General features: G+C 39.6%; 20 protein-coding genes and 1 riboswitch. All 20 genes read left to right on the top strand.

The window, feature by feature from the left end; translation table 11 throughout:
• The 20 genes from N523_RS0116800 (at position 1) to N523_RS0116705 (ending at position 22,763) form a co-directional block, all read left to right on the top strand.
• Positions 1 to 333 (top strand): FliM/FliN family flagellar motor switch protein, encoded by a 333-nt coding sequence (locus N523_RS0116800; protein ID WP_010391185.1) that lies wholly within the window; start codon positions 1 to 3, stop codon positions 331 to 333.
• Positions 334 to 337: 4 nt separating this feature from the next.
• Positions 338 to 1,090 (top strand): flagellar type III secretion system pore protein FliP, encoded by a 753-nt coding sequence (gene fliP / locus N523_RS0116795; protein ID WP_013464396.1) that lies wholly within the window; start codon positions 338 to 340, stop codon positions 1,088 to 1,090.
• Positions 1,087 to 1,356, top strand: coding sequence for a flagellar biosynthetic protein FliQ (locus N523_RS0116790; RefSeq protein ID WP_013464397.1), 270 nt, complete (start codon positions 1,087 to 1,089; stop codon positions 1,354 to 1,356). Before fliP ends, N523_RS0116790 begins: the two co-directional genes overlap by 4 nt.
• Positions 1,353 to 2,132: a flagellar biosynthetic protein FliR gene (gene fliR / locus N523_RS0116785; RefSeq protein WP_028835454.1), complete on the top strand. Its 780-nt coding sequence runs from the start codon at positions 1,353 to 1,355 to the stop codon at positions 2,130 to 2,132. The genes N523_RS0116790 and fliR overlap by 4 nt, the downstream gene beginning before the upstream one ends.
• Before the next feature lie 4 nt (positions 2,133 to 2,136).
• Positions 2,137 to 3,267, top strand: coding sequence for a flagellar biosynthesis protein FlhB (flhB, locus tag N523_RS0116780; protein ID WP_028835453.1), 1,131 nt, complete (start codon positions 2,137 to 2,139; stop codon positions 3,265 to 3,267).
• A 16-nt stretch (positions 3,268 to 3,283) separates the two neighbouring features.
• Positions 3,284 to 5,359, top strand: a complete 2,076-nt coding sequence (gene flhA, locus N523_RS0116775; RefSeq protein ID WP_016899411.1) for a flagellar biosynthesis protein FlhA — start codon at positions 3,284 to 3,286, stop codon at positions 5,357 to 5,359.
• 139 nt (positions 5,360 to 5,498) lie between these two features.
• Positions 5,499 to 5,581, top strand: a riboswitch (cyclic di-GMP riboswitch).
• Positions 5,582 to 5,676: 95 nt separating this feature from the next.
• Positions 5,677 to 6,549 (top strand): OmpA family protein, encoded by an 873-nt coding sequence (locus tag N523_RS0116770; RefSeq protein WP_028835452.1) that lies wholly within the window; start codon positions 5,677 to 5,679, stop codon positions 6,547 to 6,549.
• Between the two features lie 20 nt (positions 6,550 to 6,569).
• Positions 6,570 to 7,883, top strand: a complete 1,314-nt coding sequence (locus N523_RS0116765) for a sigma-54-dependent transcriptional regulator (RefSeq protein WP_028835451.1) — start codon at positions 6,570 to 6,572, stop codon at positions 7,881 to 7,883.
• Positions 7,884 to 7,900: 17 nt separating this feature from the next.
• On the top strand, positions 7,901 to 8,224 hold the full coding sequence (locus N523_RS0116760) for a flagellar hook-basal body complex protein FliE (protein WP_010391195.1): 324 nt from the start codon (positions 7,901 to 7,903) through the stop codon (positions 8,222 to 8,224).
• Between the two features lie 8 nt (positions 8,225 to 8,232).
• The gene (gene fliF / locus N523_RS0116755; protein ID WP_028835450.1) at positions 8,233 to 9,960 is read left to right on the top strand and encodes a flagellar basal-body MS-ring/collar protein FliF; all 1,728 of its coding nucleotides are present in this window, start codon (positions 8,233 to 8,235) and stop codon (positions 9,958 to 9,960) included.
• Positions 9,941 to 10,960: a FliG C-terminal domain-containing protein gene (locus N523_RS0116750; protein WP_028835449.1), complete on the top strand. Its 1,020-nt coding sequence runs from the start codon at positions 9,941 to 9,943 to the stop codon at positions 10,958 to 10,960. Before fliF ends, N523_RS0116750 begins: the two co-directional genes overlap by 20 nt.
• A gap of 2 nt (positions 10,961 to 10,962) precedes the next feature.
• On the top strand, positions 10,963 to 11,595 hold the full coding sequence (locus N523_RS0116745; protein ID WP_028835448.1) for a FliH/SctL family protein: 633 nt from the start codon (positions 10,963 to 10,965) through the stop codon (positions 11,593 to 11,595).
• Complete coding sequence (locus N523_RS0116740) at positions 11,588 to 12,937, top strand: FliI/YscN family ATPase (RefSeq protein WP_028835447.1); 1,350 nt, start codon at positions 11,588 to 11,590, stop codon at positions 12,935 to 12,937. The genes N523_RS0116745 and N523_RS0116740 overlap by 8 nt, the downstream gene beginning before the upstream one ends.
• Positions 12,930 to 13,346, top strand: coding sequence for a hypothetical protein (locus tag N523_RS0116735; protein WP_028835446.1), 417 nt, complete (start codon positions 12,930 to 12,932; stop codon positions 13,344 to 13,346). The genes N523_RS0116740 and N523_RS0116735 overlap by 8 nt, the downstream gene beginning before the upstream one ends.
• Positions 13,347 to 13,394: 48 nt before the next feature.
• Complete coding sequence (gene hrpB, locus N523_RS19150) at positions 13,395 to 15,800, top strand: ATP-dependent helicase HrpB (RefSeq protein WP_051440337.1); 2,406 nt, start codon at positions 13,395 to 13,397, stop codon at positions 15,798 to 15,800.
• A gap of 111 nt (positions 15,801 to 15,911) precedes the next feature.
• Positions 15,912 to 17,432, top strand: a complete 1,521-nt coding sequence (locus tag N523_RS19145; RefSeq protein WP_051440336.1) for a site-specific integrase — start codon at positions 15,912 to 15,914, stop codon at positions 17,430 to 17,432.
• Positions 17,433 to 17,434: 2 nt separating this feature from the next.
• On the top strand, positions 17,435 to 19,357 hold the full coding sequence (locus tag N523_RS19230) for a hypothetical protein (protein ID WP_051440335.1): 1,923 nt from the start codon (positions 17,435 to 17,437) through the stop codon (positions 19,355 to 19,357).
• Positions 19,350 to 21,437 carry a hypothetical protein gene (locus N523_RS19140; RefSeq protein ID WP_051440334.1) on the top strand — a complete coding sequence of 696 codons (2,088 nt, stop codon included), beginning with the start codon at positions 19,350 to 19,352 and terminating at the stop codon, positions 21,435 to 21,437. Before N523_RS19230 ends, N523_RS19140 begins: the two co-directional genes overlap by 8 nt.
• Positions 21,437 to 21,865 (top strand): hypothetical protein, encoded by a 429-nt coding sequence (locus N523_RS0116710; RefSeq protein WP_028835444.1) that lies wholly within the window; start codon positions 21,437 to 21,439, stop codon positions 21,863 to 21,865. Before N523_RS19140 ends, N523_RS0116710 begins: the two co-directional genes overlap by 1 nt.
• Before the next feature lie 262 nt (positions 21,866 to 22,127).
• Positions 22,128 to 22,763, top strand: coding sequence for a hypothetical protein (locus N523_RS0116705; RefSeq protein ID WP_155949134.1), 636 nt, complete (start codon positions 22,128 to 22,130; stop codon positions 22,761 to 22,763).
• Positions 22,764 to 22,787: the final 24 nt, after the last annotated feature.

Below are 22,787 nucleotides of genomic sequence, written 5' to 3'. Positions count from 1 at the left end.
ATGAACGAAAACCTTGATAGCGCCTTAGCGGGCTTAGAGCTGGATGCTTTTGATGGATTTGATGATAAATCTGCTAATAAAACGAACGAAGGCAATATGTCATTTTTTCAAGACGTTCCTTTGTTAGTGACTCTTGAAGTGGCAAGTACTGAAATTACCTTAGGCGAGCTTAGCCAAGCCAAAGAAGGCGACGTGCTTAAACTAGACAAAGTAGCTGGTGAAGCGCTTGATGTAAAAGTGAATGGGGTATTTTTTGCTAAAGCAGAAGTGGTAATGGTTGAAGGGCAGTATGGTTTGAAATTTGCTCAAACAGATACCGCAAAGGATCAGTAAAAAAATGAATAAACGCGTAATTTTTAAAGTTAGCCTACTGTTGATCATGTTGTTTATACCAAGCTGGCTAAATGCAGAAGAACTTACGCTGTTTTCGCTAAAAGATACGGCTGATGGACAAGACTATAGCGTCAAATTACAAATACTTTTGTTAATGACGGTATTGAGCTTATTGCCTGCGTTATTGATGGTTTTAACGTCGTTTACGAGGATCATCATTGTATTGGCTATTTTGCGCCAAGCAATGGGGTTACAACAAAGCCCGCCGAATAAAATTTTAATTGGTATCTCACTGATGCTCACTATGTTGATTATGCGACCGGTTTGGCAAGATATTTATCAAAACGCGTATACGCCTTTTCAGCAGCAAACCATAGGATTAGAAGACGCTTTACTCACCGCTGAAAAGCCTTTACGTGCTTTTATGCTCAGACAAACCCGTGAAAGTGAGTTGCGCCAAGTGCTGCTAATTGCCAATGAGCCAACGACACTCACCGCCGAAGAAATTCCGTTTGAAGTGTTAATGCCTGCGTTTGTATTAAGTGAGCTTACTACCGCTTTTCAAATTGGCTTTATGTTGTTTATTCCTTTTTTAATTATTGACTTAGTGGTCAGTAGTGTATTGATGTCTATGGGTATGATGATGCTATCGCCGCTGATCATTAGTTTACCGTTTAAGCTCATGGTATTTGTACTTGCCGATGGCTGGTCAATGATAGCGGGTACACTGGCGGCTACATTTGGAATGTCACCATGACCCCAGAAATGTCGGTAGAGCTTATTTCAAGCGCAGTTTATACCATTATCAAGCTCATTTTAGTGCTTATTGTACCCGGGTTATTGTTGGGTATTGTGGTCGCTATTATTCAAGGTGCTACTTCTATCCAAGAGCAAACTCTGACGTTTTTACCGCGTATGTTATTAACCTTGTTAATGGTGGTATTTGCAGGCCATTGGATGCTACAAATTTTGATTGATTGGTTTGATAAGCTCAAATTTATGTTACCTGGGGTATTTGGTTGAGCTCATTACTCTCTTTAACGTCTACTGATTTAGTCAGCTGGATGGGCACGCTTTGGTGGCCATTTGTGCGTTTTTCTGCACTTTTATGGTCTATGCCGGTATTTGATAATCCGGCGGTAACGCCGCGCTCACGTATTTTAGTGTCTATGATGTTGGCTTTTTTAGTTGCTCCGCAGTTACCGCTAGCCCCTGCTATTGACTTATTTTCTTTGGATGCGGTCATTTTAACGTTCGAACAAATCATTTTTGGGGTGATGATGGGGCTATCACTGCGCATCTTGTTTGAAGTGATGGCGATGATAGGGCTGATTTTATCCATGCAAATGGGTTTGTCGATGGCGCTTGTTATGGACCCAGGCAGTGGTAATCAAGTTGCCCTGTTAGGGCAATTATTTTGGATTATGTGTGCCTTATTATTTTTTGCTGTTGATGGCCACCTGATAACTCTACAAGTTATGGTGGAGAGTTTTCATAGTTTTCCGATTGGGCGCAGTATTTATGAGTTTGATATTCAATCGATCATTATGCTATTTGCGTGGATGTTCTCCTCTGCTTTACTGCTTTCGCTACCAGGAATAGTCGCCATGTTATTGGTTAACTTAACCTTTGGTGTGGCAAGTAGAGCAGCGCCGTCATTGAATATTTTTGTATTGGGTTTTCCTATGTCGCTGTTGATGGGCTTTTTCTGTGTATTTATGACCTTAGAGTACACCGGAAGTGCGTTTTCAAGGCTAACGTATTATGTGCTAACAACCTTTGCACAGGCGATGAGGTAGCGATATGTCTGAAAATAGCTCGCAAGAAAAAACAGAACAGCCCACAGAAAAACGGCTAAAAAAAGCCAAAGAAGACGGCCAAGTTGCGCGCTCAAAAGAGCTTAACACCGCTATTTTATTAATGGTTAGTATTGCTGGGCTATTGTGGTTTGCCAATTTATTTTACAGCTTATTTGTTAACTTAATGAACAGTACTATGGTGCTGGATCACACAATTATAAATAACAAAAAAATGATGCCCATCGCATTGGGTGACGCCATTATGAATATGCTGTCGACCCTTACGCCGTTTTTATTATTAAGCTTTTGCGCAATGTGGATCACTGGGTGTTTACCGGGTGGGTTTGTGTTTTCAAAAAAACTGGTCGCACTAAAAATGAGCAAGCTCAACCCATTAACCGGGTTAGGCAAAATGTTTGGTAAACAGTCGTTAGTTGAGCTGCTTAAATCGATATTAAAAATAACCTTACTGGCGATTTGCTTATATACCTTTTTAACTAAGCTGTGGATGCAGCTGATGGTATTACAAAACTTAGATATTAAAGTGGCGATAGGCCAAGGTATTGAACTGTTATTTTTATCATTAATGATCACGGTAACTTTACTGCTTTTTATTGCGGTTATTGATGTGCCTTTTCAGCAAAAACAGATTGCCGATAAAATAAAAATGACCCACCAAGAAGTAAAAGAAGAGCGTAAATCCTCTGACGGTAGCCCTGAGATAAAAAATAAAATTAGGCAAATACAGTATCAGCAATCAAACCGAAAAATTGAAGAGCGCGTTCCCACTGCCGATGTCATTGTCACCAACCCAACTCATTATGCTGTGGCTATAAAGTACAGTGAAGAGGCAGCTAAAGCCCCTTATGTTGTCGCCAAAGGCGTAGATGAAATGGCGCTGAGAATACGCGAAGTGGCCCGTATGAATAACAAAGAAATTATAGAAATCCCTGCATTGGCACGGGCTATTTATTTCTCGACCCGGGTCGACCAAGAAGTGCCTAACGGCTTATACAGTGCAGTTGCCTATGTACTGACCTACGTATTGCAACTAAAAGCATATAAGCAAGGACGTGGGCAAGCACCCGCAGCCTTACCTGAATTAACAATCCCTAAAAATTTACAGAAACCTTAGATGTTGGAGTTATAATTTGAACTGGCGCAGTTTTACTCAACCTTACACCGCTATTCCTATTTTGCTGTTAGCTGTTTTGTCGATGGTTATTTTGCCATTACCAGGATGGTTATTAGATGCATTATTTACCTTCAACATTGTATTGTCAGTGATTGTATTGTTGGTAGCTGTGTCTACTAAAAAACCGCTCGATTTTTCTGTATTTCCGACTATTTTGTTAGTCGCCACCTTGATGCGTTTAACCCTAAATATTGCCTCAACACGGGTAGTACTACTACACGGTCATGAAGGCTCAGATGTCGCTGGTCGCGTTATTCAAGCGTTTGGTGAAGTGGTTATAGGTGGTAACTACGTCGTTGGTATTGTGGTGTTTGTCATTTTAATGGTGATTAACTTTGTGGTTATTACCAAAGGGGGCGAGCGTATTTCTGAGGTGGCAGCTCGCTTTACCTTAGATGCTATGCCCGGTAAGCAAATGGCAATTGATGCCGATTTAAATGCCGGATTAATTGGACCTGAGCAAGCAAAAGAGCGACGTAGCACCATAGCCCAAGAGGCAGATTTTTATGGCTCTATGGATGGTGCCTCAAAGTTTGTGCGCGGTGATGCCATTGCCGGTTTAATTATTTTAGTGATTAACCTACTCGGTGGTGTATCAATAGGTGCTTTTCAACATGGTTTAAGTTTAGCCGAAGCGTTTCAACGTTTTGCCCTATTAACCATAGGTGATGGCTTAGTTGCACAAATCCCCTCGTTGCTGTTAGCCGTTGCTGCTGCAATTATTGTTACGCGAATGAACGATGAAGGTGATGTGAGTGAAGCGGTCGGTAAGCAGTTACTTGCCTCTCCGCGTGTTATTTTTACCGCCGCTTTAATCATGGTCACGCTTGGTATTGTGCCTGGGATGCCAACTGTCGCCTTTTTAGCATTTGCTGCGCCATTGTTTTATGTTGCTTGGCGATTGCAGCGCTCTCTCCCTGATAACTCCTTAATTGAAGCAGAGCAGATGACCGACACCATTTTAAGTGAGCAACAAGCTAACTTAGAGTGGGGAGATATTTCTCATGTTGATAAGCTGTCGGTTGAGCTTGGCTTTCGTTTGGTTTATTTAGCTGATAAAGACAAAGGGGAAGAGCTGGTAAAAACCTTAAGAGGTGTGCGTAAAAATCTCTCTGAACAACTTGGGTTTTTATTACCGGAGATCAGAATAAAAGATAACCTGAAACTAAATCCACAAGAATACAAAGTAAACTTAGCGGGTGTCCCCGTTGCCAGTGCCAATGTGAATGCCAAAGAGTTACTGGCGTTAAATACCGGGGATGTATATGGCTCGCTAGATGGTGAAATAACCACCGACCCTGCTTATGGGCTTGAAGCTGTATGGATAAAAGATGATAGCAAAACCCAAGCGTTGAATATGGGCTACTCGGTGGTAGATTTAGGCACCATTATTGCCACACACACTGGTAAGGTGATCAAAGAGCATTTAGATGAGCTATTTAGTTATGAGGATGTACAAAAACTCAATGAGCGTTTAAAAGAGATTTCACCTAGCTTAGCGGAAACCTTCGAAAAAGCCTTACCCACTAACTTGCAGCTTAAAGTCATTCGTTTATTGCTTAAAGAGCACATTAGCATTAAAGATATTGTCACCATTGCAGGTACTTTAATAGACAGTGTTGAGGTAACTAAAGATCCTATTCTACTGGTTTCAGATGTGCGCTGTGCTTTGCAAAAAGTATTAGTAAAACAGGTAATGGGTAATCGTGATGAACTCAGTGCTTATAGCTTAGATGAAAAACTAGAAAGTACCTTACAAAGCTCACTCGACCAAGCGATGCAAGCAGGCAAAGTTGTACTGGATAGTTTTGCGGTTGACCCTAATTTACTAGGCCAATTTCAACGCACTATGCCACTGATTGTCGAAGATATGAAATCAAGAGGGGTAACACCTACATTAATTGTGGTGCCACAGTTACGACCCTTGCTGGCACGTTACGCTAAAACCTTTACTAAAGGCAGCTTAGTAGTTCTTTCTTATAATGAAATTCCAGATACCATTCGTGTTGATATACTCGGATCGTTGGGGTAATTAGTTAGATTTTATCTATAAAATGAACTTAGCATGAATTTTGTAAGTAATATTTGCAATTAATTCTATTTAACTATAGTCTATTGTTTTTATTATACATAGTTACTAGTTTTTATGTTGGTAAAAAACAATGCATAAGTAAATTAAATGGCAAACTATGCGAAAGCATAGGACGCAAAGCTTCCAGTCTAAGGCAATCGCTACGATCGTGGGGTTACATTAACTTAGTGATATTAATTAATACCTTGTTTGTATTTGTTGTATTTCGCTATTCATTTAAAAAACTTAATTGTTCTCTAAACTTATACGGAATACTCATGAACGGATTTCCTAACATTATTAAATTTGCACTTCCTTGTGCATTATTTTTGACGCAATCAGGGCAGGCTGCAGAACAAAATCTGGTCCAAAGTTATGAAAACTCGACTTGGACTGTTAAGGGCGATTCTTTCGCTTGTTCGCTACAACAGCGCTTTGAAAATTATGCGTTGCTTGAAGTTAAAACCGTGCCAGCACAGCAGCAACAACTTGTGTTTACTTGGCTTTTAAAAGATAAGCCAATAACCCGCTTGCACGTTTCATCACGCAAAGCCGATTGGCAATCAGCAAATACAGTACTCACCCCACTTAACTTCACATCAACAGATATCGAAGACAATAAAGTGCAATTTTCAGCGGATGTAAGCGCTTTACTTCGTTTAATTAAGCAAGGTGGTTGGTTAGACACTTTAGTCAGCTTTAAAGATGAGCAGTTGCGCCTAACGTTTACCAATACCCATAGCGATGAAATAGTTGCAGATTATCAACAGTGTTTAAATAACCTTTCTCCGCTTTCTTGGGAGCAAGCACGTGATCATCAGTTACAGTTTGCCAGCGGGCAGCGCACGGTAACAGCTGAAAAAGACTTAAAATTTCTAAAGGATTTAGTGCGTTATATTTCTTTAGACAATCGCGTTAGTAAAGTACTTGTGGATGGCCACACCGATAATACAGGCTCGCCGCTATCTAATCGGCTGCTTTCAAAAGAAAGAGCGGATGACGTAGCTTCAAGACTCATTGAATTTGGTTTACCCAAAGACATGTTAGAAGTGAGAGCGCATGGTCAACGCTACCCCATTATTAAAAATTCAAAGCAGGGCGCATCGTCTAATCGCCGTGTTTTAGTTCGTCTTTTCAGACACTCAAGTTAATTGCATCGTAAGGGAATTATATGAGTCAAAGATACCTCTTATGGATCAGTGAACAACAGCCAACGCCTGAAATTCAGCAAGTTGTATTTGCCGAAAATTTTAAGTTTTTGCATACAAACTCTATCAGCGATGCGGTTAGTCACTGTCTTATTAGTAAACCTGAGCTCGTGTTTGTTGATGCTGATACTCAACAACTCGAGCTTGTTGAATTAGTAAAATTACTGCGCAAAACATGCCCAACCTCACAAATTGTTACTTTAGTGGATTCATCGCAAAGTGAAATTGCTTCAAAAACAATTAATACCGGTGGCGCTGTTGATTATCTCTTAAAACCTTTCTTTGCTGAACAGCTTAAAAAAACAATCAGAAACACTGATTCAATGAAGCATGGGTTTGAAGATTTAATCGCTGTTTCTACTAAATCACAGCAAGTATTACGTTTAGCCAACCGCGCTGCACATACCTCAGCAGGCGTGTTAATCACCGGCGAGTCTGGAACAGGTAAAGAGAAGCTCGCGCACTTTATTCATAAAGCTTCAGATCGCAAAGATAAGCCATTTATTGCAGTTAACTGTGCTGCTATCCCAGAAAATATGCTCGAAGCTATGTTATTTGGATTTAATAAAGGTGCGTTTACCGGCGCTGTAAATACCCAGCCAGGCAAATTTGAATTAGCCAATGGCGGTACTATTTTACTCGATGAAATTACTGAGCTACCGCTCGATTTACAAGCTAAGTTACTGCGCGTATTGCAAGAGCGCGAAGTTGAAAGACTGGGTAGTCATCAAAAAATCAATTTAGATATACGCATTATTGCCGCCTCCAACCGCGTACTGCGAGAACAAGTTGAGCAAGGCGCTTTTCGTGAAGACTTATTTTATCGTTTAGATGTATTACCACTTAGTTGGCCTGCACTTCGGGATCGTGTTGATGACATCATCCCATTGGCTTATCACTTTATCAAAAAATATGGCAACTCTGAGTTTCACATTAGTAAACAAGCAGAAGATGTGATGATTTGTTACAACTGGCCAGGGAATGTGCGTGAAATTGAAAACGTAATCCAACGCGCCTTAGTGATGGCCAGAGGGGCAGAGATTCAGGTTGAAGACTTAAATTTACCGCAATGCTCACCGGCGGCGGCAGCTTATTGTGCCACCCAGTTAAAAGAAAATAAAAAGCAGGCAGAATTTGATTACATATACAGTTTGTTGAGTCGATTTAAAGGGCATCGCACCCAAACAGCACAGGCGCTTGGGGTAACTACCCGAGCATTAAGATACAAAATTGCCGCAATGCGTGAATGCGGTATTGATATTGATGCAATTGCATAATTTGAAGGAAAAATAAAATGTCGCCAATTGAAAGTCAACAAATGATGCTGGGCAAAATGATGGACATGCAAAAAATTGCAGGTCCAGAAAGTATAGAGCCGGCTGCTATCAGTAATCAAAATGTAAATATTAGTGAAGATTTTAAGCATGTTATTCGCTCTATCAACGCCCAACAAAATATTGCCGGTGAGATGGTTAAAGCCGTTGATACCGGTGAAAGTGAAGACGTAGTAGGGGCGATGATTGCCAGTCAAAAAGCAGGGCTTAGTTTTTCTATGCTAATGGAAATGCGCAATAAAGTGCTCAATGGCATTGATGATGTCATGCGCATGTCACTGTAGAGGCTGATATGAAAGGAGAATTAGCAAAAGTACCTGAGCAAAATGAGAGTAACCTAAAAGAAAGAGTGGTTAATCTCTCAAATAAATTAAATTTTGGTAGCTCAGGTGACAGAAGTGTCGCGACCATTGCTCTACTAGCGACATTAGTAGCGGCAACCATAGTCCTTATTTTATGGACATCGGCTAAAAACTACGTGCCGCTCTACGGTAACCAAGAAAGCTACGATAAAGCCAATATTTTAGAGATTTTAGATAAAGAGCAAATCACGTTTCGCATTGATACCGATAGCGGTAATATTTTGGTTCCTCAAGAAAAGCTGGCGGATGCACGTATTACGCTTGCAGCCAGAGGAATAAAAGCCTCTATGCCTGAGGGAATTGAAAATATTAGCGATAAAGTGTCTATGGGCACCAGTCAATTTATCGAATCTATGCAATACCAACATGCCTTAGAAGGTGAGCTGGCGCGCACCATTATTAACATGCAAGGTATTCGTAACGCGCGCGTACATTTAGCGGTACCTAAACGCAGCTTGTTTGTTGGTCGTACTGAGCAAAAAACCGCAGCGTCTGTGATGGTTGATTTAGCGCCAGGCCATGAGCTTAAACCGGAACAAGTTGAAGCCATTATTGCACTGATTATTGGCAGTGTGCCAGGGCTTGATTCTCGTTCTGTGTCGGTGGTGGATCAGCGCGGTAAATTACTCAGCGGCGACTTATTTGATACCACCCCAGTAGGCAAAGAAACCGATAAAAAACTCGCCTTTATCGAAAAAGTTGAGCGCAACATAGAGCAACGTGCCTCTATTATGTTGTTGCCCATTTTAGGCGAAGGCAATTTTAGAATTCAGGTTTCAAGTGATGTTGACTTTAGCGTGGTAGAAGAAACCCGTGAAATGGTTGACCCACAAAATGTATTAACACAAGAGTTTATTAAATCTGATAGCACCATGGATCAGCTGGCGGCGGGCATTCCGGGTTCTTTAGCTAATGAGCCACCAGTGCCTAATGAACAAGCTGAAGATGAAAACAACGAGCGTACTTCACAACGAAGTGAGAGCAAGCGACAGTTTGAAAATGGCCGCTCAGTCACTCACACCCAATTTGAAGTAGGCCGAATTAAAAACATGAGCTTATCGGTACTTATTAATGAGCAAGTAGCAGGCACTGCTGATGGCTGGAGCGAAGAAAAGCTCGCTTCATTAGGTGAAATGGTAAAAAAAGCCACGGGGTTTAACGACGCACGCGGCGATCAATTCAACATAACCAGCTTTGCCTTTGTAGAACAAAAAATACTCGCCCCAGGTGAAGGCCTTGAGTGGTGGCAAATGCCAGAGCTTAAAGAGTATGCCCGTTATATTGTTGGTACTTTAATTAGTTTATTGCTGATTTTATTTGGTGTGCGTCCTTTAGTTAATCACTTAATTAAAGGCAAAAGTAACGACGCAAACAACGCCATGGCAACCACAGATAATGAGGTTAAGTCAGTCTCTGCAACAGAAAGACAAAGTAGTCCGCTTGATGACGCCATTAATGCGAAATCGCAAATAGAAAACTTAACTGCCAAAGAGGGCGCAAGCGAACATCAAAATATGTCGTTACCGCAAATAGGCAATGACTTTGAAGAACAGATAGCGCACATGCAGTTACTTGCTAATAAAGAAACCGAGCGTGTCACATCGGTAATAAAATATTGGGTAGAACAAGGAGTTGAAATTGAATCAAGAAAAGCTTGATAAAGGCTCACAATTACCGGCGTTAGATCGCGCCGCTATTTTATTGCTAAGTATGGGCGAGGAAAACGCCGCCAGTGTTATTCGTAAATTAGGCCGCCGTGAAGTACAGGCTATTTCTGAGCGCATGGCTAAAATTTCAAACGTTACTCAACATGATGTTGCAGGCACCTTGAGTGAATTTTTTGATTGCTACCGCAATGAAAGTGGTGTCAACGGCGCTTCGCGTGTGTATTTAGAGCGAGCACTCGATAAAGCCGTCGGTAGAAAGCTTGCCAAAACTATGCTTGATGATATTTATGGTGGTGCCATGAATGACGATTTACGTCGTTTAGAGTGGATCCCGCCTGAACTTATCGTGCGCTTTTTAGAGCAAGAACACGTGCAAATGCAAGCGCTGTTTTTGGCTTTTTTACCGCCAGAGCAAGCCTCTGCCATTATTGTGCTGTTTCCAGAATCTAAACACGATGACTTACTTTATCGTATTGCGAGTCTTCGTGAAGTGAGTGAACACGTTATTGATGATGTGCGCTTAACGCTTGAATCGTGTATTGAATTTGTTGGTCGCCAAGTGGGCGCACAGGTTAATGGTGTCGATAAAGCAGTTGAAATTATGAATCGTTATAACGGTAATAAGAGCCAAATTATCGAACTAATGAAAAAACATAACACTAACGTAGCTGATGAAATACAAGAGAAAATGTACGACTTTGACAGCTTAATTAAGCAAACAGACGAGACATTAACCTTGTTGCTTAACGACATTCCTGATGAGTTATGGACGATGTCATTAAAGGGTGTGAACAGTGAGTTTTTAGCGCGTGTTTTAGGTGCACTACCTAAACGTTTAGCGCAAGTGTACCAACAGCAAATTGACGGCTTAAGTGCACAACCACTGAGCAAAGTGATTGCCGCCAGAAAAGAAATTATGTCGATAGTTAGAGACATGAGCAAACAAGGTGATATTGAATATCGCTTATTTGAAGAAGAGACTGCAGGCTAGCTATGAGTCAAGTATTCAGGTTTCCCACTTTAAATAAAAATGAGCAACATCAAACGCTGCAAGAGCGTTTAGATGCTGCTCAGCGTGTTGGTTTACAGCAGGGCTATGAAGAAGGGCTCGCGCAAGGGGCTGCCAATAAGCAAAGCGAATTAGAGCAGCAAATGGAGCAACAAATAGAGTTGCGTGTTGCTGAGCGTCTTGAAGCGCAAAAAACACAGCTTATTGAACGTTTTAACACTTTATTCGACAAAGCTAATAATGAATTACTTAACTTTAATGATGAGTTTAAACAAGACCTTGCCTTAATGATAAGCACCTTGGCAAAGTATGTTATCGACTGCGAGCTAAAAGTACGGCCCGAAATACGTGCGCAGCTGATTGAAAAAGCCATTACCTTGCTTAGCAATCGCGATGTAGTAACAAAAGTTATGATCTCAGGGGCTGATCGCCACTGCTTTAATGATGCGCGTTTAGCTGAATTTTCGGTGCCGGTTTACTTTGATGAGGCTCTGAACAGTGGAGACGTTGAACTGGTGGCAGAGCAACAAACACATCGGTTTTCTTTTTCAGAGCGCCTACAAAGCTTACTGGATGAAGTGATACCTGAAATACTCAAAGCGCAGCCACATGACTAACCCCCTACACACTAGCTTAAAATCTGCGCTGACAGCGCTAACCCCGCCTGAATTAGTTAAAAGCTATGGTCGTTTAACGCGAGTAAATGGTTTAACACTTACCGCGACGGGTGGGCAATTCGCTATGGGCGAAAAGTACCAAGTTGAGAGTGTTGACGGTCACTGGTATGACGCTGAAGTTGTGGGTTTTAATCAAGATGAAGCCTATTTAATGCCCTTGAAAAAAATACAAAATTTATATTCTGGTGGGCGAGTCAGACCAGTTATAAAAAACAGCCATGTGGCTATTTCAGAAAAGTTATTGGGGCGAGTAATTGATGCGCAAATGCAACCCATTGATAACCTAGGGCCACTTGAACAAGACAGCACAATGGGTGCTTGTAAATTGAGTAAAGATTATTCTTTAACGCCACTGGAGCGCAAAGGCGTTACCGAGCCGTTAGATGTGGGTATTCGCGCTATTAATAGCCTATTTAGTGTAGGTAAAGGCCAGCGGTTAGGGTTATTTGCAGGTTCGGGTGTGGGTAAAAGTAAATTACTTGGCATGATGACCCGTTTTACCTCGGCCGATGTAGTTATTGTAAGCCTAGTCGGTGAGCGTGGTTGGGAAGTAAAAGATTTTATTGAGCAAAGCTTAGGTAAAGAAGGGCTAAAAAAGGCCATTGTAATAGCATCCCCAGCAGACGATTCTCCCTTATTGCGTATCAAAGCCGCCGAGCTTAGTCATAAACTGGCGGCCTATTTTAGAGATAAAAACTCAAATGTATTGCTATTAATGGACTCATTAACCCGCTATGCGCAAGCACAGCGTGAAATTGGCCTATCGGTAGGCGAGCTGCCCGCATCTAAAGGGTATCCGCCATCGGTATTTAGTAAATTAACCCAGTTGGTTGAAAGCTCCGGTAATAGTGAAAAAAGTAAAGGCAGCATGACCGCCATTTATACGGTATTGGCTGAAGGCGACGATCAACAAGACCCAATAGCCGATAATGCCAGAGCAATCCTTGATGGTCACATAGTTTTAGATCGCACCTTAGCAGAAAAGGGCCACTATCCGGCGATTAATATTGGGTCATCGATTAGTCGAGTAATGCCAAATATAGTGAGCGATGAGCAACTCAGTTTTTGTTATAAATTGAAAAAACTTTATAGCCGCTACATGCAAGTGCATGAGCTTATCCCTTTAGGGGCTTATCAGGCAGGTAAAGATCCGGAACTCGACAGTGCGGTAAATTTGTATCCACAAATCGAATCATTTCTATGCCAAGGGTTGAACGAACAAGTGGATTTTTCACAGTCAATAACTCAATTAAATGCGGTGATGGGTAAACTGAATGCTTAATAAATTTTTAGGATTACAACAACAAAAATTAGATAAAATGCTGGCCGAGCAAACTCAGTTACAACAAAGAAGTAACCTAGAGCAGCAACGTTTATCGCAGCTTCAGCAGCACATAAACAGTATGGATAAAAACCAGCAAATGAGCTCGGCGCTAAGCTTACAAAATTTATCAGGGATGAAACGCATTTTGTCTGGTTTGTCAGCGCAGCAACAAACGCGGATTAATGATTCACAGCAAGATGAATTACGTCAACAGCAAGCTTGTTTTAAGCAAATGAGCTTTACCAAAGGCATAGAAGGGATAGTAAGCAACAGGCACCGTGCTTTTCAAAGCCAAGCGCAGCAACAAGAAGCTAAAGTTTTAGATGAAATGATAAGCCAAGCACATAGTCGTACCCTACATAAATAACTGCTAATTTTTGCTACAATGGCGGCAAAGTAATTTAGGGTAAATAGCGTGCTGCCGGTTCAAGAAATATATAACTCACTTATTGATGCATTAAAAGCCAACTCAATCACCTTACTGCAAGCGCCGCCTGGTGCAGGTAAATCAACGTGGTTGCCATTACAGCTTATGCGCGATGGGCATTATAAACACATAGTGATGTTGGAGCCTCGGCGCTTAGCTGCACGTAATATTGCCAATTACCTAGCCCAATGCCAAAACGAATCCCTTGGACAAAGTGTTGGTTTACGGGTGCGAGGTGAGAGTAAAGTAAGTGCGAACACGCGCCTTGAAATAGTCACCGAAGGCATGCTGACACGCATGTTACAAAATGACCCTGAGCTCAGTGATGTTGATTTACTGATTTTTGATGAGTTTCATGAGCGCTCTATTGCAGCAGATACCGCGCTGGCTTTTGCTTTAGAATCGCAAGCGGCGCTACGTGAAGATTTAACCATTATGCTGATGTCGGCCACCCTCGATAGCGAACGCTACACTGCGTTTTTTAATTGTCCAGTAATTCAGTCAAGCGGGCGAAGTTACCCGATTGACGAAATATATTGCCCAATAAAAGATGAAAGCCGCTGGCTTGATGCTATCCCTTCAATAATAAAACAAGCACTCAATGAGCAAACCGGCAGTGCGCTGGTATTTTTACCCGGCCAACGAGAAATACTGCGCGTGCAACAAGCATTGAGCGACTTACCTAGCAACTTCCTAGTTGCCACATTATTTGGTGAGCAAGATAAAGCCAATCAACAAGCTGCAATAGCACCTGCGCCTCAAGGGATGCGAAAAGTAGTACTGACCACCAATGTTGCCGAAACCAGCTTAACCATTGAAGGCATTCGAATTGTGATTGATAGCGGCAAGCGCCGTGCAGCCAGCTTTAATTTAAAAACCGGTGTAACTGAGCTGACGACTCAAAGTATATCTCGTTCATCGGCAGTACAACGCGCAGGGCGTGCAGGACGAATAGAACCAGGGGTTGTGTATCGTTTAGGTTCAAAACAAACTTTTGAGCGACGAAACAGCCACGATAACCCTGATATTCTTACCTCAGATATTAGCCAACTGATGCTTGAGGCGAAGCAGTGGGGCGCAAGCATTAGTGAACTCACCTTACTTGACCCGCCGAGTGAGCAACAATGCAACCAAGCTACCAATTTATTATCTATGCTTGAAGCGATAGATAGCCACGGTAAGCTCACCGCTTTGGGTAGTAAAATGTTGGGCTTTGGTGCCGATATTCGCCTAGCGCACATGTTATTAAAAGCGCAAATGCTAGAACCACAGTTAAGTGGGATTTATCGCTTAGCTATTTATTTAGTCGCCTTACTAGAAAGCCGAGTTAGTACTGCCAATGAGCTCAACCTAGCACTGCATAGTCAACAGCAGCGTCCGCATCCTGTGTTTAAGCAACAATTAAATTATTGGTTAAAACGCTTAAAATTTACCGACAGCAAAACAGATTTAAACACCGATCATTTAAGCTTATTAGTGTCGCTTGCCTACCCAGATCGCATCGCTAAAAAACGCGGTAATGGCTACTTACTTGCTAATGGCGCAGGGACCGAGCTAAACCCTGACTACTGGCATAATGACGAATATATAGCTATTGCCAGTATGGGCGGACACAAAGGCGGGCGAGTTTTTGCGGCCACGGCGCTAAATCCAGTAGCGCTTAAAGAGTATTTACCGCATTTATTCACTGAGTTGACCCGCTGCGAGTTTGATGAAAAAGCTGCTAGGTTTATTCATCAAGATGAAGTAAAACTTGGAGAAATTACCCTTAGCAGCCAACCAAGTAAACATAAGCTTGATAAAACAGAGCGTGCCAAGGCATGGCTTAGTGTGTTTGCCAAGCAGGGCTTTTCACTGTTTTACGAGCAAAAAGAAAGTGAGCAGTTACTTATTAGAATGTGCCTAGCCAGCAAATTGATGCCAGAACAGTTTCCTGTTATTAATCAGCAGCAGCTCATTGAAACAGCAGGTGATTGGTTAGGAGTATACCTTGAAGATATTAAAACCCTTGAGCAACTTAAAAAGTTTAATTATTTTGAGGCACTACAAAACTGTTTTAATTGGCAACAGCAAAGCGAGCTAAAATCTTTACTCCCACTGCGACTAACAGTACCAAGTGGCTCTAACATAAAAATTGAATACCAACTTGATGGACCTGCCAAGCTTAGTGTGCGCATGCAAGAGGTATATGGTTTAACCAGTACACCTATGTTAGCTAACGGTAAATTATCATTGCTAATGGAGTTGTTATCGCCAGGCAAGCGTTCACTACAGTTAACCCAAGACTTAGCACATTTTTGGAATAGTAGTTACCGCGAGGTACAAAAAGAGATGAAAGGGCGCTACCCCAAGCTTGTGCGAAGTGTTAAGGTTGACAATAGTGTGGGAATATAATTTAGCGTTGACAAATATCTTTTTAAAAGAAGGTGAATAAAATTAGTTGACATTTACTGTGCGAATAATGATGCTGTTGACAGCAGTTCAAGCTTTAGGTGCAATAAAATTATGCAATTATTCAAATCACAGCGAATCAGCTTCATAAGAAGAACTGCAAATGTAAGTGCTGATTTATATTTTGACAGAGCGCCTTTAAATGCGCTTAATCATACTGTCTCACATAAGTTTGATGGTAAAGAAAAAAAATACAGCTACTCATATACACCTATAGAGTCACGAGTTGCTCATGATGATTCTATATATAATTTTCCATTCCTCTTACACAAAGATGGACAGCCTTGGAAAGAGGCAAACATGTATCTTTGGAATGTTGCTTCTGATTATAAAAAGCTGGGTTCAGAAACTGACGATATCCAATCCACCGCTACTCACCTACTTGATTATCTTATTTTTTGTGAAGATCAAGGGATAGACTATTTAGATTTTTCAGCACGTAGAGCTGTAAATCGCCCATCCTATAAATATTTTAACTGGCTTGTTGAAAGTGGAGGAGTAGGTGCTGGGTCAATCAATATAAAGACAGGGAAAGTTTATTACTTTTTTGAATGGCTATTTAAACAACCCGGATATGAAAATGATATCGATAGGGTAGATCTTGCTGAAGATTACACTCATTTTTTTAATACGAATACTGGCTCTGGCTCTGTTACAAGAAAAAGGAGGTCTCAAACAGTTTCAGTAACACAAGAGTCTGCTCCTATTTCCTATGGCAAAGTAAGAGATGAAGGTGAAGATTTACGACCTCTAACAATGTGTGAACGGCAAGAACTAGTCTCAATATTGAAGCAAGGTGAGTTTACTGTAGATGAACGGCTGATAGCACAATTGTCACTGTATACGGGAATCCGTAAGCAAACAGTATTGACAATTCGAATGAGGCATCTCGAATTGTTTAAACAAGAAGCTCTGATTGAAAAAGACGGAACGTATCGGATTACAGCAGGTCCGGGTACTGGTATCGATACAAAATTTAATCGGAAGTATAAGTTCTACATTCCTTCTAATTTAGCAGATGAATTAAAAGTTTATGCACATAGTAAAGTCGCTAAAAAACGCAGACAAAAATTTCAAGAAAACTATGCAAAAGAACATCCTGATTTAGAGCCAATTTCGGAAGATGATATGTATGTTTTTATTTCCGAAAGGGGGAATTGTCATTATATGGCCAAGAATGACCCTAGATATAAAGTAACTAGGAAGGATGCAAGACCGAAAGGAAAAAGAACAGATGTGCTATGCAGTAAAATAGAGAAGTATGCATCTTCCAAATTCCCAAAAGACTTCGTGTTTCATTGGTTAAGAGCTACATTTGCACTTCGTTATTACGATAATTTGATCAGGGTTGAAGAGGCAAAGGTTGAAGCCGGAATTCAAGAACGTCCTAGACGTTTTGACTTGATACTGCGTGATGTTATGAGAAGGCTTTGCCATAAAGATATAACTGTCACGCAGTCTTACCTAAATCTTTTTGAGAATTTTGATGAACGTCAAGAAGCTCAAAATGCTTTTGAAGAATATATTTTCAGAGACTTTGATAATGAATTCTATAACACTGAAAAGGAGGTGTAGCAGTGTTAATAGATGAAACGGATATGGTTATTAGAGATACGATAGTGTTAACTCCATCTCAGTTGAGGGATGAAATTAAAGCACCTGAAAACATTAGAATAAAGTTTGATGACTCTGTACGGTGTGCCCCTTTTGACATTGGTAGTCTAGCTTTTTCTGAAAGAATATTTACCTCTAACTCATGGAAGGATGCCGCAGAGCCTTCCCCTGTCTACTTTGCTTCTTTAAGGCAAGAAAGACGCAATATGTTGATTAATATTTTTGATTACATATCAAGCAGTAAATATAGGGACTCGTCTAGGTTTACAAAGTTAAAAGATTTTAAAAGTATCATTGATATGTGTGACCAATTTGGTTGCTCAGACTTTATGCAAAGTCCTGTTCAGTGCCGTTCAGCATATAAAAGAATAAGTGATGAATTGCGACATAAAATAAAAATGGATTTTATTACACAAAATCAAGGAGCAATTTTACAACGCACCTTTAAATTACTCATTGGGTTGTGCTTTAGTAGAGAGCAATCAGCAATGATAGTGGAGAGAGTCAATACTATTAAATATCAGCGAAATCGCACAAAACCTCCTAAAGAACAACATTTTATTCATTACATTCAAACGACAATAGCTTTAGCTAGACAGCTTAAATCATTTGTAGTTGAGGAAAAAAATTTCCCAATAAACCTTAAAATGTCAGATTATGAAGCATACGTATTTCAGTCTCATTCGGGTAATGTGAAAACGCCTTATACGACTAATCACAATAGTACATATAATTTTGAAGAAGGCCGTTTATCTACGTTCGAAGAATGGAAAGACAAAGTTAAAAAAAGTGAAAAATCACAATACAATAGAGCTGTTGTCAATTTTGAAGAAGTAAATAGAAACAAGCGCCATGAGAGGCGAATCGACTTTGCAACTTTGAGTATGCAAGCCTATATGAAGATATTTATTCTGCTAACGGGAGCGCAACCTTCAGAAGTAAGGCAACTAGAATACTCATCAGAATTTGAACTTGAAAAAGATAATTTCAAGAATGACTTCAGGGCTATTAAGTTCCGAGCTAAAGGGAGAAACGTATCATATAACTTAGGCGATAGCTATGGATATGCTTTGTTTAAAGAATATCTTGAATTGCGCAAATGGGTATTGAATGGCGACGAGTGTAAAATGTTATTTTTCAGTGTAACACAGAAGAAAAATAGTGAAAAAATGCGTGCGCTAGCGTTTAACCCAATTGGCAGTGGTGGAAACTTTTATAATTATTTTTACAGAATTAAAGGTATTTATGTACCTGAAGACTTTGGTGATATTACTTCATGTCCTGCACGCAAATATAAAAACCTTATTCTTAGTGAACTAAAAGTTAGCTTAAGTACAAGAGCAGCAGCACTCAATCATACGATTGAAACAAATTCATTAGATTACACCGAAACTACGCCTGATAGACAGGCTGAAGAGTTCAGTGCACATTGGAGTGCTGTAAAAAAAGCACGAGAGCATGTTGATTTAACAGGTAAACATAGTAAAAAAATAACGTCTGGTCATTGTGTTGATGAAGGTAAACCTGAATCAGAAATAGAGAATCCGCCAATTGAACCCGACTGCAAAAACCAATATGGTTGTCTATTTTGTGTGAAGTACAGTTGCCATGCAGATGAAGAAGATGCGCATAAACTCTTTAGCCTTTTATTTGTAATCGAAACAGTTAGAGATGATTCAACAAACTTTTCTCACGCTGAAAAAACATTCCAGATGCTTTCCATTCGCGCTAAAGAAATATTGAAAACTATGGCCGACAAGTCTGAAGCTCACCAAGCTATGGTAGATAAAATTGAGAAAAAAGTGATGGTAAATGGCACATTAACAGCTTTTTGGGAACGCAGACTAGACCAGTATGAGCGTATGGGGATCATCGCCAGTGACTGATATAAATAAGAATCTTATAACACTTGAAAACACATGCTTCAACGAAGATGAGCTGATTGGTGCAAAACCTCCAGATTCATTGTCATTTAAAAAATCAAAGAAGCTTAATATCCCAGATGATTTCGTACTATGTAGAGATGAAAATAATAATGTTACCGCTATGTTTGGTGAAAAAAAATGGGATTTTAACCCTTACCGTTTAAGTGCAAATAAGATTACTATCTTTAATTTTGATGGAATTTTTCAAGATAACTCTTCGCCACAGAAAAGCGTAATTATCACTGAAATGAAAACCATCCTTTTTCATATAATGTATTCAAAACCTGCTGGGCATACAGGAATGCTTGCAGTGAGTACATTGTATAATTATTACGTAGTTTTGTCTAAAGCTGCTAAATTTTGCTTTAAATTAAGTAGCACACCTTCACTCAGTAAAATGACGCTAAAAGACTTGTTTTCCGATGAGCGGTTATTCACAGCCTTCATTATAGAACACCAGAAACCAGCGTTTAACAGTAAAGCAAAAGCATTAGTAAATGCCCTTCTTTATCTGGGCGAGTCAACACTCAATTTTAATGTGACTACGATAGTTGACGTTGATATAGAGCGACTGGAGAATGATCAAACTGTTATTATCCCACAACGTATTTATCTGCTGATTGGAGATAATTTAGAAAGCGATATTAATCACATCTACAAACATTCTAAAAAGCTATCGATTTTTCTAAAAAAATTAAAAGACCCATTTTATGGCTTGAGTCACGAAGGGCAAAAATCAAAAGGTGTTGGTGGTAAGGCATTTTGGCGGCCTAACATGGCACAAGCTATAAAAGAAAATAATCTATCTAAACTGTTTGTCGGTGATCTTAAGGTTTCAAGCAGGTTAGATCTCCAAATGTCGATAATTAAAATCCAATATTTGTGTAAATTAACGCTTCACTATTTTACTGGAATGCGTAATCAAGAAGTACAACGCATGAAACCTAACTCAATTACCCAGTCCGAAACATCAAAAGAGGTAATAGACAAGAGTGGTAAAGTATTTGATAAAGTTAAAATGGTGGAAGTAGTTTCATCGACCACTAAGTTTACAGGGAGAAAGGTTAAAGTTTCTTGGTTTGCGCCAGAAGAAGTAAAAATGGCGATTACAGTATTAGAACGCATACATAAAGGTCTGAGTGAATTACATGATCTGAAATTAAAAGATGACTGGTTGTTTTTATCTTCTTCGTTATTGAAATTAAATAAAGTTTATGATGGTACTCCAGTTACTTTTAAATCGAAACATAAACCATCTTGGCTAAAAGACATTGTGATAACTGAATTAGATTTCAAAGAGTTAAATAACAGCGATGATGAAAGAGATTTTTTGTTAGATGACGCATATCAAATTGGCAAGACATGGCCTCTCCATAGCCATCAATTTAGACGATCTTTGGCTTATTATGCCAGCAATGCTGGATTTATATCAGAAGCCTCTCTCAAGTCGCAGTTGAAACATGTTACAAGAGCAATGTCACGCTATTACAGCAATAATTTTGAAAAAGCCGAATCTATATTTGGCTATTTTGATGATAAGACTGGTAAGTACCAGTTACCTTCTGAACATATCATTAATGAGTTTCGTACAGGTATTCCTTTTAATATGGCTGACCATGTACTCAACGATATACTTGGTAGTGAAGAACCGCTGTATGGAAAAACAGGTTCATACATTGAGAGACAAAATGAACAGCTCCGAAAGGGGGAAGTGCTTATTGACAGCGTAAGAACTGAAACAGCTAAGAAAGTGGAAAAAGGCGAATTTTCGTATAGAGAAACCCTGCTAGGTGGTTGTACCAAAGTCGGTGATTGTGACAGTTTTATGCTAGGCGAGTTCACAAGTTGTTTGCCGTGTGAAGGAGCTATCATCAAAGAAAGTAAAGTTGATAGGGAGATCAAACATACCCAAGAAGAACTAGCGCTATATGAAGAAGAATCTGGAGAATACCAGATAGCTAAAGCAAATCTTGATGAACTTTTGAAATACAAAGAACACAGGATGAATAGAAAGCCTTCAGATTTTAAAGAGGTAGTTTAATGGTAGTAGATAGACTTAAATCTTGCGAAGAAGCTCTTGAACGCCTAATTAACGGTGAACCAGAAATAATTAAAGTTGATAGTTATAGTGAAATCACTTTTGGCTTGATAGAGCGTGAAGCAGGCAATGTTAGTAAAGGTTACATCAAACCAGAAAGAAACAAATTCAAGTCAATAGTAGATAGGCTTGAAGAACATAAATCTTCAGTTAAACGTAAACCTACTAAAAATGTTATTGAGCAACTAAATGAAAAGCTACAGAAACAGAAGGAAAAAGACAAAGCTCAAATAAAAGAACTTACTAACAAGCTTCATATCATGATGGCTGACAACTTAAAATTAGTAGAGCGCTGTAGAGAGCTTGAACAAGAAAATCTGGAATTAAGCAGCGGAAAGTTAGCCCATATTCAAAACGTATCAAATCACTAAAAGTATTATAACCGATAATAATTATGAAACTAACGATATACGAAATCAAAATACTTATTTTTTTATCGAATAGGAAAAAGCTTTAAGCGAGTTAAAGATGCTAGAGCCTCATATTCTAATTGAATACCCGAATATCACCATCTCAACTAGCAAACTAAAGGAAAAAGATGATTTTTGTTACCCATTAACGTTATTATTTATTGTTACTTGGTAACGATAAATTATCGACTATAATATATGTTGTTTATAAGAAGGAATATACTTGAGTAACAGTAAACGAGGTCGCCCAGCGAGGAAGATGAATGAAGATAGAATCATTAAAATGGTCAGAGACTTTTTTTACAGTCCTGATTACTTCAAGAAATTGTTTTCAGACTTAAATCATGCGGAAGAGCAATTTTTCAATAATTTTTTTAAAGATTTTCACGACAAACTAAGCGAGCAAAATGAAGAAAAAACACCGTTTTATAATGCTCCTTCGAAATTTTCCACTGCAATTGAATTGCTTTATAAATCTGATAAAAGTGAGTTAGAAATCCAAGAAGAAATTAAAGAGCTGAACGCTTCTGTACCATCACTTAGCGATGACGATATTGCTGAATTTCAATCAGCGATTGATAAACTACCTGATTCATTATGGACGACATATAACAATCGCTTGAGACAAAAAGAATTTAAGATGAGCGCAAAAACAAAGCAGATCTCATTAAGTTCTGGCACACATCTTCAACTTACTTTGCTAAAAGATGCATACAATGCGAAAAGCTTTAACGAGCTAATATTCATGCTGAGTCGAACTCAAGATAAAGTTGAGAAAATCTGTGAAATTCTACTTGTTGATAATATTGATAAAGCGATAGAAAAATTAAAGCAAATGACAAGAGAAGAAAAATGTTAGATATTAAAGACATAAATGCTCTTC

The organism is Pseudoalteromonas sp. 23_GOM-1509m, assembly GCF_000518425.1.
GTDB lineage: Bacteria > Pseudomonadota > Gammaproteobacteria > Enterobacterales > Alteromonadaceae > Pseudoalteromonas > Pseudoalteromonas tetraodonis.
This window is presented reverse-complemented; position numbering and strand designations above follow the sequence as displayed.